Annotated in this window: 17 protein-coding genes; 12 read left to right on the top strand and 5 right to left on the bottom strand. The window is 63.0% G+C overall.

Annotation, left to right across the window (positions count from 1 at the left end):
- The first annotated feature begins 50 nt into the window (after positions 1-50).
- Together ACN9MO_RS28405 and ACN9MO_RS28410 are read left to right on the top strand one after the other, a co-directional pair.
- Positions 51-1562: a UbiD family decarboxylase gene (locus ACN9MO_RS28405; RefSeq protein ID WP_113132503.1), complete on the top strand. Its 1512-nt coding sequence runs from the start codon at positions 51-53 to the stop codon at positions 1560-1562.
- Positions 1559-2137, top strand: a complete 579-nt coding sequence (locus ACN9MO_RS28410; RefSeq protein ID WP_057251875.1) for a UbiX family flavin prenyltransferase — start codon at positions 1559-1561, stop codon at positions 2135-2137. Before ACN9MO_RS28405 ends, ACN9MO_RS28410 begins: the two co-directional genes overlap by 4 nt.
- Here ACN9MO_RS28410 and ACN9MO_RS28415 read toward each other — a convergent pair.
- The 4 genes from ACN9MO_RS28415 to ACN9MO_RS28430 form a co-directional block, all read right to left on the bottom strand.
- Entirely contained in the window at positions 2134-2826 is a 693-nt protein-coding gene (locus ACN9MO_RS28415) for an NnrU family protein (RefSeq protein WP_113132527.1), read from the bottom strand. The two genes, ACN9MO_RS28410 and ACN9MO_RS28415, sit on opposite strands and share 4 nt — an antisense overlap.
- Before the next feature lie 10 nt (positions 2827-2836).
- Positions 2837-3265 carry a hemerythrin domain-containing protein gene (locus ACN9MO_RS28420; protein ID WP_057251874.1) on the bottom strand — a complete coding sequence of 143 codons (429 nt, stop codon included), beginning with the start codon at positions 3263-3265 and terminating at the stop codon, positions 2837-2839.
- Positions 3266-3494: 229 nt separating this feature from the next.
- Entirely contained in the window at positions 3495-4178 is a 684-nt protein-coding gene (locus ACN9MO_RS28425) for a DUF1326 domain-containing protein (protein ID WP_057251873.1), read from the bottom strand.
- A gap of 279 nt (positions 4179-4457) precedes the next feature.
- Positions 4458-4613 (bottom strand): hypothetical protein, encoded by a 156-nt coding sequence (locus tag ACN9MO_RS28430; RefSeq protein WP_089044838.1) that lies wholly within the window; start codon positions 4611-4613, stop codon positions 4458-4460.
- A gap of 123 nt (positions 4614-4736) precedes the next feature.
- On the opposite strand from ACN9MO_RS28430, the gene ACN9MO_RS28435 reads away from it, so the two are divergent.
- From ACN9MO_RS28435 to ACN9MO_RS28460, 6 genes are all read left to right on the top strand, one after another.
- A complete protein-coding gene (locus ACN9MO_RS28435) occupies positions 4737-5294 on the top strand; it encodes a cytochrome c oxidase subunit 3 (RefSeq protein WP_112946263.1) in 558 nt (185 codons plus the stop codon).
- Positions 5295-5299: 5 nt separating this feature from the next.
- Positions 5300-5578: a cytochrome C oxidase subunit IV family protein gene (locus tag ACN9MO_RS28440; RefSeq protein ID WP_057251871.1), complete on the top strand. Its 279-nt coding sequence runs from the start codon at positions 5300-5302 to the stop codon at positions 5576-5578.
- Positions 5579-5748: 170 nt separating this feature from the next.
- Positions 5749-6201 (top strand): c-type cytochrome, encoded by a 453-nt coding sequence (locus ACN9MO_RS28445; protein ID WP_057251870.1) that lies wholly within the window; start codon positions 5749-5751, stop codon positions 6199-6201.
- Between the two features lie 24 nt (positions 6202-6225).
- Positions 6226-7572, top strand: coding sequence for a nitric-oxide reductase large subunit (locus tag ACN9MO_RS28450; RefSeq protein WP_057251869.1), 1347 nt, complete (start codon positions 6226-6228; stop codon positions 7570-7572).
- A 63-nt stretch (positions 7573-7635) separates the two neighbouring features.
- A complete protein-coding gene (locus tag ACN9MO_RS28455; RefSeq protein WP_057251868.1) occupies positions 7636-8448 on the top strand; it encodes a CbbQ/NirQ/NorQ/GpvN family protein in 813 nt (270 codons plus the stop codon).
- 8 nt (positions 8449-8456) lie between these two features.
- The gene (locus tag ACN9MO_RS28460) at positions 8457-10358 is read left to right on the top strand and encodes a nitric oxide reductase activation protein NorD (protein WP_113132502.1); all 1902 of its coding nucleotides are present in this window, start codon (positions 8457-8459) and stop codon (positions 10356-10358) included.
- Between the two features lie 79 nt (positions 10359-10437).
- On the opposite strand, the gene hemN is transcribed toward ACN9MO_RS28460, so the two are convergent.
- Entirely contained in the window at positions 10438-11790 is a 1353-nt protein-coding gene (gene hemN / locus ACN9MO_RS28465; protein ID WP_057251866.1) for an oxygen-independent coproporphyrinogen III oxidase, read from the bottom strand.
- A 222-nt stretch (positions 11791-12012) separates the two neighbouring features.
- Between hemN and ACN9MO_RS28470 the strand changes: the two genes are divergently transcribed.
- From ACN9MO_RS28470 to ACN9MO_RS28485, 4 genes are all read left to right on the top strand, one after another.
- Positions 12013-12291 (top strand): DUF2249 domain-containing protein, encoded by a 279-nt coding sequence (locus ACN9MO_RS28470; protein WP_093235290.1) that lies wholly within the window; start codon positions 12013-12015, stop codon positions 12289-12291.
- A 143-nt stretch (positions 12292-12434) separates the two neighbouring features.
- Positions 12435-13814: a hypothetical protein gene (locus ACN9MO_RS28475; RefSeq protein WP_113132501.1), complete on the top strand. Its 1380-nt coding sequence runs from the start codon at positions 12435-12437 to the stop codon at positions 13812-13814.
- Positions 13795-14325 carry a DUF2249 domain-containing protein gene (locus ACN9MO_RS28480; protein ID WP_057251863.1) on the top strand — a complete coding sequence of 177 codons (531 nt, stop codon included), beginning with the start codon at positions 13795-13797 and terminating at the stop codon, positions 14323-14325. Before ACN9MO_RS28475 ends, ACN9MO_RS28480 begins: the two co-directional genes overlap by 20 nt.
- The gene (locus ACN9MO_RS28485) at positions 14312-14638 is read left to right on the top strand and encodes a metal-sulfur cluster assembly factor (RefSeq protein ID WP_057251862.1); all 327 of its coding nucleotides are present in this window, start codon (positions 14312-14314) and stop codon (positions 14636-14638) included. Before ACN9MO_RS28480 ends, ACN9MO_RS28485 begins: the two co-directional genes overlap by 14 nt.
- The last annotated feature ends 31 nt before the right edge of the window (positions 14639-14669 follow it).

Consider the following 14669-nt stretch of genomic DNA (forward strand, 5'->3'; position numbering starts at 1 on the left):
GTTTGCGCCACGTCAAAGACAAGGGCCATTCGCCGCCACAAACAGGCTCCATGAACAGGACCTTCCGCCCGTCCCAGGGCTTTGCAACGCTTCAGGAATTTGTCGATACGCTCGAGCGCGAGGGCGACCTGAAGCGCATCTCACGGCCGGTTTCGCTGGTGCACGAGATGACCGAGATCCACCGCCGCGTGCTTGCGGACGACGGGCCGGCGCTTCTTTTCGAGCAGCCGATCGATGCCTCTGGCGCCGTGCAGCCGATCCCGCTTCTCACCAATCTCTTCGGGTCGGAACGCCGGATCGAACGCGGTTTCGGCCTGATGCCGGGAGGGCTCGATGCGCTTGCCGCCGAACTGGCGGAACTGCGCGACCCCAGAGCGCCGCAGTCGCTGCGCGACGCCTGGGGTCGGCTGCCTCTATTGAGATCGGCGATGTATATGCGGCCGCGAAAGGTAACGCGCGCACTCTGCCAGGAGGTCGTCTGGCGTGATCACGAAATCGACCTCGGGCGCCTGCCGGTCCAATGGTGCTGGCCGGGCGAGCCGGCGCCGCTCATCACCTGGCCGCTGGTGATCACGCGCGCCCCGGATGATCCGCTGGATGTCAATGTCGGCATCTATCGCATGCAGGTGCTCGGCCCCGATCGTGCCATCGTGCGCTGGCTCGCGCACCGCGGCGGCGCCCGCCACCACCGTCTGTGGCAACGGCTGGGTCAGGATATGCCGATAGCGGTCGTTATTGGCGCCGACCCGGCAACGATCCTAGCTGCCGTCATGCCGCTGCCCGACGGGTTGAGCGAGCTGAATTTTTCAGGACTGCTCAGGCGCGGCAGGACACAGCTTGTGAAGGCGAAGACCGTGCCGCTTTCGGTGCCGGCCAATGCGGAGATCGTGCTGGAGGGTACCGTCTCTGCCGTCGAAACGGTAGAGGAGGGTCCCTATGGCGACCACACCGGCTACTATAATTCGGTCGAGCCGTTCCCGGTCATGCGTCTGTCGGCGATCACCATGCGCCGGAACCCGCTTTATCTCTCGACCTATACCGGCCGGCCGCCGGATGAGCCCTCGCGGCTCGGTGAAGCGATGAACAGGCTGTTCGTGCCGCTGGTTCGCAAGCAGTTTCCGGAGATATCCGATCTCTGGCTGCCTCCGGAAGCCTGTTCCTACAGGGCCATGGTCGTCTCGATCGACAAACGTTACCCGGGACAGGCCAAGCGTGTGATGATGGGGCTTTGGTCGATGCTGCCGCAGTTCAGCTACACCAAGCTGATTATCGCCGTCGATCCCGATATCGACGTGCGCAACTGGTCCGATGTGATATGGGCCTTGGCGACTCGTTTCGATGCCAGCCGCGACGTGACCGTGATCGAGGGTACGCCGATCGACTATCTCGACTTCGCCTCGCCGCGCTCTGGCCTCGGCGGCAAGCTCGGGCTCGACGCCACCAACAAGATAGGCACCGAAACCGATCGCGACTGGGGGCGGGTCCTCGAAATGTCGCCAGAGGTCATCGGTCAGGTCGATGCGATCTGGGCCGGTCTCGGGCTTGGAGGACTGACACGATGACCCGAATGAAGATCGTGCTCGGCGTCACCGGCGCTTCCGGTGCAGCGATTGCGGTGCGCATCGCCGAGCGGCTCAGCGATATCGAAAGCGTCGAGATGCATCTCGTCCTGTCGCCGGCGGCGCACCGCACACTCGCGCACGAGGTTGGCGCGGAGGCGCTTCCGTCGCTGTTACGTAGGGCTACCCGAACCTATGATCACGCCGACATCGGTGCGGCGATTGCGAGCGGGTCGTTTTCGACGGCGGGCATGATCATTGCTCCGTGCTCCATGCGTACGCTCGCGGCTATCTCCGCCGGCATGGCCGACAATCTCGTGGTTCGCGCCGCCGACGTGCATCTGAAGGAGCGCCGCAGGCTGATACTGATGGCGCGAGAGACGCCGCTGCATCTCGGTCACCTGCGCAACATGTGCGCCGTCACCGAAATGGGGGCGATCATCATGCCGCCCGTGCCGGCCTTCTACCATCGACCTGAAACCGTGGACGCCATCGTCGACCATCTGGCGGCGCGGGCTATCGACCTCCTGGCGCTGCCGATCGCCCCGCTGGCAAAGGCCTGGCAAGGTGAAGGCTAGTCGAAGGCAGCAGCCTGGAGCAGCGGGTCGGCGCCGAAGAGGACCTCGTGACCGCCAAGCAGCAGCCAGACGGCAATCGCCACGGTGGCAAAGGCGGCGATGATCATCACCGGATCGGCACGCAAACGGGTTTCGCCCCGAATAATCGCTGCGAAGGGCCAGACCGATGTGCCCTTCGAGGCCGCTTGCCAGCCGTCACCGAGACGACGGCGTGCGCGCTTTTCGAGCATGAAAAAACCGCCGACGGAAAACAGCGCGAAGCCGCCGAAAAGCACGAGCGAGCGCAGGTCGCCATTGGGCACGATGTGACCGGCGGCCCAGAGGAGGAAGCCCCAGAGCACCGGATGACGGGTGATCGTCACGATGGCGCCGGGCCGCTCGTTGCCCTGGTAGATCGAGATCGACAGCGCGTTCTCGCTGAAGAGGCCGGCCAGCACGAGAAAGATCCCTAGCGGCGCCAGCATGAAGGTCATCCACGCCTGCCAGGCGGCCGGTTCCCAGAGCGGGATGAAATCGAGCTGCAGCGCTGCGTGAAAAACGAACCCGAGAGCGAGCAGCGACAGCAGCGAGTAGACCGCGAAATAGGTCGAGCGGCCGAGCCGGTCGATCAGGCCCTGGCGCAGCGCCGGCCAGGCCGGCACCAGATGGAGCAGGAGGAAGACGGCGAAGGCGAGGAGGAAATAGGTCATGTCGATCTCCTCACGCATGGCGCCAGAGAAGCAGGCGTTCCGTTGCCACGTGGCGGCGAACGGTTTCGAAGAAGCCCCGCAACATGTAGCCGATCGCATCCCAGCTGAGCGAAGCCCTGTTGTCGAGAACGGCCTTCAGCACGTGCACCAGTTCGGCGGCTGCCCGATCGTCCTGGTCGTGTTCGGCGCGCAGTCGGGCGATCAAGGCGTCGCGATCATCAGTCGCTCGCCGGTCTTCGACTGCAGGAAACAGGATCATTTCCTCCAGCGCGTGGACGCGCCGGAGCTTTTCCGGAAGTTCCGTCATGATCACGCGGCAGCTTGTCAGGTCGATGCGGCGCGGAATGGAATCGGCGAGCGTCTCGAGGCGATCGCACAGCGAAAGAAGCTCGCGGTAAGCCTGTCCCAGCTCGTGGTGTTCCGAAAATTGCTGCTGCATCGATCTGCTCCGTTGAGTGTCGTGCTTGAACTACACCCAACGGCAACGGTCCTCTTTGACATTTCTCAAAGTCTGCGGCGTGACCGTTCATGGCTCGGACGCTTGTCTCGCGCGATACGAACGCGTTGGCGACGGGCGTCCTTGTCACAGCAATCAGATTGTGACTTGGAGTTTGCAAGCCCGGAACACGGCCGCGGCCTTTGGCCGGGCTTGGCTCCGTCGCCGTCATTCACGGACGCGGTGTCAATCGATCAAGCCATGCAGTCAGTCTTGATCTTTCGCGGACCAAACCATTCTGATTGAAGTGGTGAACACAAAAATGCGCCCATGAATCCTCGTAGGCCATCTCCATACTTCCGGTGACCGCAGTCGTACCTAGCCCGATCTCTGCGTAGGTAAACTCGAAACTGCCACTCGGACGTGCCATCGCAATGTGGAACGGTTGACCAGTAAACTCGTTGATCATCGGCCGACCGCTGCTGCGCATGACGCCGGGTATCTCTACTCTGGCGGTTCTGAGTTCCAGGTCCGCTTCAAGATGAATCGGCAGGAACAATGTCTCGCAAAACTCCGAGCATGTGGATGCGAACACGGAGAACAGATTGCTGAGTGGTTCGCCTGCTTCGCCCGAGATGATCGCTTCAAGCGCGCTCCGTTGCGCTTGATCCGCACGCTCGTCGATAACGATCAGGCGCTGGCCGTTTCCATCCTTGATTTCACCTGGCCACTTGTACATCGCCGCCCAGTTCAGGCCCGCTATCGGCGTATCGCCAAAGTAGCCTTCCACAATGTTGCCGACGAATGCCGACTGACAATAGCCGTGGGTGCTCGGCAGGTTGAACTGGCAGCCGCAGTTCATGGCGCAATTGCAGTTATCGTAAGTCTCGCTCTTGAATAGCCATTGGTCGATCATACCCTGATCCTCCCCTAGTCCGTGAGAGAGGGCAGCTCGTCAGGCTGAACTCTTCTGCATCGCTCCGCGCCCGCGACACGCGCCCAGTTTGGATGCGGAAGAAACCGAAGCTGAGCAGTGCTGACATGTGTCAACCGCGAGGCTCGAACTCCGATTATAGCATGACTTGGAAGGGCGGCTCATCGCTCCAAAAGCGGAATCTGACAAGCCGTCCGCGAGCGTGGTTATGAGTCCACTCCCTTAGGTCCAGGCAGCTGGCGCCGCGGAAGACTTCGCGCCTTAGCGATCGAGGAAGAGAACGATCGCGATTGCAACGGAGGAGAGGATCGCCGACAGCGTCGCGCCGCGCTGAAGCACGCCCATACGATAAAGCACCAGGGCGAAGACGATGATGATGGGGGTGGCGACGGAAAGGCCGATCTGTGCGTCTGTCATCGGAAGGCTCCTTTGTTTCCCGCCAATAGCCCCGCCCCCTGCCGCCTTCTTTGCTCAATCGCAAAGACAGGGTGGGCGCCCGTGCCTAGCTCAAGCCTCAAGTTTTTTGACGGAGGCGCTGACATGGATGCGCGCAGTAATCCGATTGCCGCGACGGCGGAAGAGGACACGACGGACACACTGCTGCTCTGGGTGCTCGTCTGGAGCGAACTTGCCGCCTTCGGCATTTTGCTTGCCGGTTTTCTGCTTGTCGGTCTCGTCCAGCCGGACGCGTTTGTTGCCGCCCGTTTGCATCTCGATCCGCTGCTTGCCGGTATCAACACGCTTGTTCTTCTGACCAGCGGCTGGCAGGCGGCCCTGGCGACAAGGCCGCGGGCGTCGCTCGGGCAGCGCCGGCGGGCGCTGGTGAATGCCGCGCTTATCGGCTTTGCCTTCGTGGCGATCAAGCTCTTCGAATACAGCACGGAGGCGGGCGTCGCCGGCGATCCTGCATTCGGCTCCTTCTTCGAACTCTATTTCCTCGTCACCGGTTTCCATCTGCTGCACGTCGTCTTCGGTGCCTTTGTGCTGCTCATCGTTGCGTGGCGCCCGGCATCCGGCAACGTCACCCTGATCACCACGCTGTGGCATGTGATCGATCTCGTCTGGATCGTGATGTTTCCGCTCGTCTATCTCGTGTGAGTGCCATGACCGACCGAAATCCCCGACAATTGTTCAACACCTGGCTCGTGCTCGCCGTGGTCGTGATCGCGGGCATGGCGTTGATGGCGATCGCCGGGCCGACAGCTCCCGTCATCGCGGTCTTGCTCGGGCTCGCCGTCGTCAAATGCCGGTTCGTCGCGCTCGATTTCATGGGGCTCAGGCAGGCGCCGTCCGCCCTTCGCTTAGGCCTTTTGATTTGGCCCGTAACGCTCGTCCTGCTCGCCGCAGCGAAGCAGGTGTTGAGCACTGTTCTCTTCATCTGAGCTCACCCGCCGACTTGTTTGCCGAAACGCAAAGAAGCCGCCGCCGATTTCCCTAGACATGGGTTCGCCCCGATTGTTGCCGGCGTTGGAAGTACCGACGCCACACGGGGAGGGGATCAGATCAGCCGGCCGCGCTCTTCGCGGCCAACTGAAATCGAAAGGACCACGTGATGGCAGAACGCCTCACCAAAACCGGGGCCCGTAACGTCTTTTACGGCGGGTCCTTCTTTTTCTTCGCAATCTTCGTCGGGCTGACAGCTCACAGCCACTACTACATGCGGACGACCTCGACGGATGAAACGACGCTGACCGATGCGGTCGCACGCGGCAAACACGTCTGGGAAAAGAACTCTTGTATCAACTGCCACACGCTCCTGGGCGAGGGCGCCTATTTCGCGCCCGAGCTCGGCAATGTCTGGAAGCGCTTCGGCGGCGAGGCCGATCGAGACGGCGCCCGCGAAACGCTCAAAGCCTGGATGGCCGCCCAGCCGACCGGCATCGAGGGGCGGCGACAGATGCCGCAGTTCAACCTCTCCGAACAGGAACTCAACGACCTCGCCGATTTCCTCGAATGGACGAGCCGCATCAAGACCCAGAACTGGCCGCCGAACGAGGCGGGTTGAGCAGAGCAATTGGAGTGTGACACCATGAAATACCAAACCCAGAAGGTCGCGATGCTCTACTTCTACGGAGCGCTCGGCCTGTTCCTCGCCCAGGTGCTGTTCGGCGTGCTTGCCGGCACCATCTATGTCCTACCCAATACGCTCTCCGAGCTCCTGCCCTTCAATATCGTGCGCATGGTCCACACCAACGCGCTGATCGTCTGGCTGCTCATGGGCTTCATGGGCGCGACCTATTACCTGCTGCCGGAAGAGGCGGAAACCGAACTCTACAGCACGAAGATCGCCATTGCGCAGTTCTGGATCTTCCTGATCGCCGCGGCCGTCGCCGTCGTCGGCTACCTCCTGCACATTCATGAGGGGCGCGAATTCCTCGAACAGCCCTTCGCAATCAAGGTGGGAATCGTCATCGTCGCGCTGATGTTTCTCTACAACATCACGCTGACGGTGCTGAAAGGCCGCAAGACCACCGTCACCAACATCCTGATCTTCGGGCTCTGGGGTGTGGCGATCTTCTTCCTTTTCGCCTTCTACAACCCGATCAACCTGGCGCTCGACAAGATGTACTGGTGGTACGTCGTTCACCTCTGGGTCGAAGGCGTCTGGGAGCTGATCATGGCATCGGTGCTCGCCTTCCTGATGATCAAGCTCAACGGCATCGACCGCGAAGTCGTCGAGAAGTGGCTCTATGTCATCGTCGGCCTGGCGCTCTTCTCCGGTATTCTCGGCACAGGCCACCACTATTACTGGATCGGTGCGCCGGGCTACTGGCAGTGGATCGGTTCGCTGTTCTCGACGCTCGAAGTGGCCCCCTTCTTCACCATGGTGATCTTCACCTTCGTGATGACCTGGAAGGCCGGCCGCAAGCATCCGAATCGCGCAGCCCTCCTCTGGTCCATCGGTTGCTCGGTTATGGCCTTCTTCGGTGCCGGCGTCTGGGGCTTCCTGCACACGCTGTCTTCGGTGAACTACTACACCCACGGCACGCAGGTGACCGCGGCCCACGGACACCTCGCCTTCTTCGGCGCCTATGTGATGCTGAACCTGGCGGTCATGGCCTATGCCATCCCGGAGATCCGCGGCCGCGCGCCCTATAACCAGTGGCTGTCGATGGTGAGCTTCTGGACCATGTGCACCGCCATGTCGGTCATGACCTTCGCGCTCACCTTCGCCGGTGTCCTCCAGGCGCACCTGCAGCGGGTGCTCGGCGAAAGCTACATGGACGTCCAGGACCAGCTCGCGCTGTTCTACTGGATCCGCCTCGGCTCCGGTGCCGTCGTGCTGATCTCGGCGCTGATGTTCATCTGGGCGGTTCTCGTCCCCGGCCGCGAGCGCAGCGCAAAGCTCGCCAGCATCGTCCAGCCTGCCGAATGACCAAGCAACCGGCGCGGCTTGCCGCGCCGGCACCCCCAAGAAATCCCACCATGGAGACTTGCCATGAGCCCTGTCCAAACCGCCGTCAGCCGCGCGGCGCTCGATATTCCCGCCTATAGTCCCTCCGGCAATGAATGCGCGCTTTTCGAAAGCGCCTGGGTGCGGCAACTGCCGCTGCTCCTCAAGGGACCGACCGGTTGCGGCAAGACCCGTTTCGTCAGCCACATGGCAGCGAAGCTCGGCCTGCCGCTTTCGACCGTTTCGTGCCACGACGACCTTGCCGCCGCCGATCTCACCGGCCGCTATCTCCTGAAGGGCGGCGACACCGTCTGGGTCGACGGCCCCCTGACCCGCGCCGTGCGCAATGGCGGCGTCTGCTATCTCGACGAGATCGTCGAGGCCCGCAAGGACGTGGCCGTCGTCCTGCACCCGCTCACCGACGATCGCCGCATGCTGCCGCTCGAACGCACCGGCGAACTGCTCGAGGCTCCGTCGAGCTTCATGCTGATCGTCTCCTACAATCCCGGCTACCAGAACTTGCTCAAGAGCCTGAAGCCCAGCACAAGGCAGCGCTTCGTGGCGATCGAGTTCGACTTTCTGCCGCGGAACGAAGAGATATCAGTCGTTTCCCAGGAAAGTGGATTGCTGGAAAGCCAGGTGGCGCCGCTCGTCAACCTCGCGCAGCGGCTGCGTGCGCTTAAGGGGCATGATCTGGAAGAAGGCGTGTCGACCCGGCTGCTCGTCTATTGCGCCTCGCTGATCGATGCCGGCATGCCGGTCAGGGACGCGGTGCGCGCCGCGATGATCGAACCGCTCACGGATGAACCGGATGTGCGCGCAGCACTTCTCGAAGTGGCCGGTTCGCTGATCGCCTGAGGTGGACCATGCTTGATTTCCTCGAGCTCGAAGAGACCGTCGGACGGGCCTGGCACCGCTTCGTCGGTAATACCAGAACCTGGCGGCGTTACCCGGAACACGCGGTGAAGCTCGCCGATATGATGCCGGTGCTCGGCGTCTCATTTCGCGGACACGGCGGCGAGGCGGCGGTGCAGATCGTACCCGCCCGCGGGCGCACGTCGGGCCATCGCTTGCGCTGGCGGCAGCGCATGGGGCTCGGCGAAGAGAAGCTCGTCCAGCCGGCGCGCGACCACGCGTCGCTGATGCTGCCGGGCGAGATCGATATTTTTCCGACGAAAGACCTGAACCGGGATCTCTATCACTGGCTCGTCGCCTATATGGCGACGATGCCCGTTGATCCCATCGACGAAACCGATCCGCTCCGTCGCGACCTGGCGCTCGTATCGCGCGCCCAGGAAACGGTCGAGGAAGTATTCCAGCGGTTCCCCGGTCTCCGGCGGCGCTATCGGCGCCTGGCCGAGGCGACGCTTGCCGAGCGCCAGCGTGGCGCGCTGCCGTCGATCGAGCAGCATCTCGAAAACCGTATCCTGCGCCTGTTGCGCAAGGTCGTAGGTGAGGCGGATGCGACGCTGCCGGTGATCTTCCCGCATCGCGCGCCGCCCGGCTACCTGCCGATGCTGCCGATGCCGCTTTGGCCAGACACGCTGCTGCGCACAGAAACGACGACCACGCGCGACGAGGATGTCGCCGCGACACCGGGCACTCAGAGTGCGGTTGCCGAAGTCGAACGCCACGTCGCCGTGCGCGAAAATCCGGAAAACCGCAAGGGGGAGCGCAGCCCCTTCATTCTCAACCGCTTCGAGAAGATCCTCGCCATGGCCGAAATGGTCAATGTCGACCGTCCCGGCGACGACAGCGACGACCACGACAGCAAGGCGGCCGAGGAACTCGACGACATGACGCTTGGCGAGCGCAAGGGACGCCCCTCGGCACGCTTCCGCTTCGATCTCGACCTGCCGCCGGAAGCCGTCGATGCGACGCCGTTGACGGCCGAGCTCACCTATCCCGAATGGAACTACCGAACCGGACAATACCTCAAGGACCATTGCCGGGTGCTGGCGACGCCTGCCTCGGCCCAGGAAGAGCGGACCGAGCTCACGGAGGAAAGCAAGAGCCTGATCCGCCGGGTGCGGCGCCAGTTCGAAGTGCTGCGCCCGCGGCACGAGATGCTGCGCGCGCAACTCGACGGCGCCGATCTCGATCTCGATGCGGTCGTGCGCGCCCGCACCGATCTCGCCGCTGGCGGCCAGGGCAGTGATCGCATCCATCTGATGAGCCGGCCGCAGGTGCACGATCTGGCGGTGACGATCCTCGTCGACGTGTCGCTGTCGACCGATTCCTGGTCCGACAACCGGCGAGTGCTCGACGTGGAGAAGGAGGCGCTGCTCATCCTGGCGCACGGGCTGTCGGCCTGCGGTGACAACCACTCGATCCTGACCTTTACCTCGCGACGGCGCGACTGGGTGCGGGTCGAAACGGTGAAAGCCTTCAACGAGGCGATGGGACCCCTGGTCGAGGCGCGCATCGCGGCGCTGAAGCCCGGCTATTACACCCGCATCGGCGCCGCGATCCGTCATGCCTCTGCCGAGCTTCGCCGACAACCGAACCGCAAGAAGCTTCTCCTGGTACTGACCGACGGCAAGCCCAACGACATCGACCATTACGAGGGGCGCTTCGCGCTCGAAGACAGCCGCCGTGCGGTCACGGAAGCACGGCGCAGCGGCATCAACACCTTCGCCGTCACGGTCGATCGCGAGGCGAAGTCCTATGTGCCTGCCATGTTCGGCCAGAACGGCTACGCCGTGGTCGGCAACATCTCGCGCCTGCCCGCGGCACTGCCGGCGATCTACCGCAATCTGGTGGGATAGTGGAGGTGGAAATCAGCCGAGAAGACAAGAAGGCCCGGCAATCGCCGGGCCTTTCGCGTTCAAGACGGGATAAGATCGCTCAAGCCGCCTTGCTGTGTACTCTCTGGGACTCGTCGATATAGGCATCGAAGGCGGCCGCGACCGCGCGGATGACGAAGCGGTGTTCGGGGCGGACCGTGATGACGCCATCAGCGATGTCGATCACGCCATCCTGCCGCAGCTCCGCCAATTTGCCGTTGCCTTCGACGAGCGACTGCCCGTCCCGGCCGTGCGCCGCGGCGATCGCGGGAATATCGACACTGAAATCGCACATCAGCCGTTCGATGATCGCGGCGCGCAGCCGGTCCTCGTCGGTCAGCCGGTAGCCCTTGGTGGTTGCGAGGCGGCCCGAGGCGATTCGGCTCGCATAGACACCGGGCGGCACCTCGTTCTGCACATAGCCGTCGCGCGAGCGGCCGATCGCCGAGGCGCCGAAACCGATCAGCGTCTCGCAGTTGTCGGTGGTATAGCCCTGGAAGTTGCGGCGAAGCCGGCCGGTCGCCTGGGCGGTGACGAGGTCGTCGTCAGGCAGGGCGAAATGGTCGAGGCCGATCTGCCGGTAGCCGGCCTTGATCAGCGCCTCGCCGATGGCCAGCGCCTGTTCGGCGCGGGCGCTACTGTCCGGCAGTGCCGTCTCGTCGATCATGCGCTGATGCTTCTTGAAGCTTGGCACATGGGCGTAGCCGAAAACGGCGAACCGCTCCGGACGCATCGTGACGGCCGCTTCGACAGTCTCGATGCAGGAGCGCACCGTTTGATGCGGCAGGCCGTAGATCAGGTCGAAATTGATCCCGCCAATGCCGGCGCCGCGCAAATGGGCGACCGCTTCGGCCGTCTGCTTCTCACTCTGAATGCGATTGATCGCCTTCTGCACAACGGGATCGAAGCTTTGCACGCCAAGGCTGGCGCGCTTGACGCCGCCTTCGCCGAGCGCCTCGGCCATGGCGAGTGTCAGCCGGCGCGGATCGATCTCGACGGCGACGTTGGCCGACGGCGACAGTGCGAAGCGCTCACGCATCAGCGTCATCAGCGCGAGGAATTCGCGCGGCTCGATGATCGTGGGCGTGCCGCCCCCGAAGTGCACTTCCGCGACAGGCAGCGGCCTGCCGACGGTGTCGGCGACCATGCGGATCTCGTCTCTCAGCACGTCGAGATAATCGAGGATCGGATCGTCCTTCTTGGTGATCGTCGTGTGGCAGCCGCAGTACCAGCACATCGAGCGACAGAAAGGGATGTGCAGATAGAGCGACACGTCCTCACCTGCGGGGATAGCCTTCAGCCAGTCGCCGTAGGTGTGGTCGTCGACCGTTGCGGCAAAGCGTGGGGCGGTCGGGTAACTCGTGTAGCGCGGCAGGCGCATTTCACCGTATTTCAGGAGCGCGGAAGCTAACATTTCGTCCTCATCTGGGTGCCGATGGATGCACCTTTCTAGGCCTCGCGGCCCGGCAACTCTTTGCGAAAAGTCAAGGACGGGGGTGGTCTCGGCCAAACCGGGATTTGTTTGCGCTTCGACAAAATGTCGCGGTGCCGCCGCCGCTAGGTTGCGGAAATCCGGGGCGTGTGCGCCGGCGTTTCCCGGACCATCATCAAACGACGGCGCCTAGAGCGGATGACCATGACCATTGCAGAGACCGACAAGCCCTTCATCGATGTGCGGACCATTCCGCCGGTGGAGCGCCATCCGAAAATCTTCGGCATGCTGAATGCGCTTGCCGAGGGTGGTGCCTTCATCATCATCAACGATCACGATCCGCGTCCGCTGCACTACCAGCTGGAAACGCGCTATCCGGGCGAGTTCACCTGGGAGTATCTCGAGCAGGGACCGGCTGTCTGGCGTGTCGAAATCGGCCGGCAGCAGTCCTCCGGCTGCGATTGCTGCTGCGGCGGGCACTGAGCCCCAGTGCGCCTCAAGAGCGGGATCGGGAAAAGTGGATGCGGATTTCCGCTCACATCCCGCTCTAACTTACGAGAATCGGTCACGTTTATGGCTTTTGGTCGGCTCGGCCAAAACCATCGTGCTCTAGGGGATGAACCACCATGTTCGCAGCAACGCTATCCCGCTGGACGATGTCCTACTTCGCGGCCGCGCTGATCTTTCTCGTCCTTGGCGAGATCATGATGGTTCTCGGCTACGGCTACCCGGTCTCAGCCCTTGAGGCGCCCGAAACGCTGGCGCTCGTCCATGCCGTCGTCCTGGGCTGGTTGAGCCTGTTGATGACCGGCGCGCTGCTGCAGTTCGTGCCGGTCCTCGTCGGCCGGCCGCTTTCCTTCCCGAGCGTCGCGCTGCCGGCGCTCCTCTTCCTCATCGCCGGCATCGCCGGCCTGACACTTGGTTTCGTCAGCCTGTCCGGCGCGATAGATCTTCCGGTAACACTGCTTCCTGTGGGAGCCGCTTTCTCAATTGTCGGGTTTTCGGTGCTTGGCTTTGCTTTCGCAGCCACGCTCTGGCATGCCCGCCCCCTGCCGCTCCCGGCCCGCTTCGTCGCGGTCGGTCTTGCTGCGCTCTTCGGCACGATGCTGCTCGGCGGCGTCTATGCCGGGGTACTGTCGGGGTTGATCGATGCGGAAGCTGCGATCGACCTGACGATCGATGGGCTTTCACTGCATGCTTCCCTGGGCCTGTGCGGCTGGTTGAGCTTCACCACCATGGGCGTCAGTTATCGGCTTTTGACCATGTTCATGCTGTCGCCGGACAAGGAGCGGACAAGCAGTCGCGTGGTCTTCGCGCTTGGTGCCCTTTGCCTCGGCCTTCTTGCAGCGGCTGTGCCGGTCATTCTCGCGGGTACTTTCGGTCGCTCCTCGCTCCTACTCCTCGCCGTTGGCTCCGGCGCTGCCGTGGTGGCGATCTATATCGCCGATATCCTGCGGATCTATCGGGAGCGTCGCCGCAAGGCGATCGAGCTCAACAGCCGCGCCAGCATCGGCGCCTTCGCGTCGTTGATCGCTGCGACTGCGCTGTTCGTCGCGCTGCTCGCGACCGGCCGTCTCGACGCGGGTTCCGGTGCCGTTATCTATCTCGTCGCCTTCGGCTGGCTGACGGGCATGGGCCTTGCCCAGCTCTACAAGATCGTGCCGTTCATGACCTGGCTCGAATGCTACGGGCCGGCGCTTGGGCGTATGCCAACGCCAAGGGTTCAGGACCTCGTCGTCGAGGTCTCGGCCCTTCGCTGGTTTTGGCTCTATTATCTGACGGTAGCGCTCGGTACTCTGGCCCTGCTGATCGGGAGTGTTGTCCTCTTTCGCTTTGCGAGCCTCGGCCAATTGATTGCCGTCAATGCGCTCATCCTGGAGTTCGTGCGAACACGGCGTCTGATCAACGTTCCGGCTGAACTTCGATTGCCTGATGGACTTGTTCGACCAGGCCTGTTTTTGCCATCCATTCCTCACGGAGGTTCCCATGAGCCAAGATCCCTATGAACTCGATGTCCGACCGCTGTTGCGCGGTGGCAGCGACCCGTTCCAGGCCATCATGAATGCCGTTGACAATCTGGCGCCGGGCCAGGCGCTGAAGCTGATTGCAACCTTCCGGCCCGTTCCGCTCTACAGCGTCATGGCCGGACGTGGTTTCACCCATCAGGACCGCCCGCTCGACAATGGCGACTGGGAGGTTCTGTTCACGCCCGAAGGAGACGTAGACGAAATCCGGCTTTCGGTCGGCGAAACGGATCTCGACACCTGGCCCGACCCGAGCCGCCAGCTCGACCTGACCGAGCTCGATCCGCCCGAGCCCATGGTGCGCATTCTGGCGACGGCCGAGAAGATGGCGGAGGGTGAAGTGCTCTTCGCCTTGCTCGCACGCGAGCCGCTGTTCCTCTATCCGGAGCTCGCCAAACGCGGGCACAAATGGGCCGGCAATTTCGATGCGACCGGCGAGACCTACCGGATCCTTATTCGCGTCGGCGGGAGGCGCTCCCATGTCGGCGCCTGATACCCTGGACCTCGAAGCGAAGATCCGCGATGCGCTGCGCATCATCATCGACCCCGAAATGGGCAAGAACGTCGTCGATCTCGGCCTGATCTATGACATCGACGTCCAGGAGGGTGGCATCGCCCGCGTCACCATGACGACAACGATCAAGGGGTGCCCGGCGACGGCCTTCCTCAAGGAGGCCGTACAGAACTGCGTCTGGTATGTGCCAGGCGTCGAATATGCCGAGGTCCGCCTGACCTACGAGCCGCCCTGGACGCCTGAGATGATGGCCGAAGGCGCGATCGAATTCGCGCAAGGCGGCATCTTCTAAGAGTTGTCCTGCAACAAACAAAAGGCGCCGC

Origin of the sequence: Ensifer sp. R-19 (assembly GCF_049905105.1) — a bacterium.
In the GTDB taxonomy this organism is placed as follows: domain Bacteria; phylum Pseudomonadota; class Alphaproteobacteria; order Rhizobiales; family Rhizobiaceae; genus Ensifer.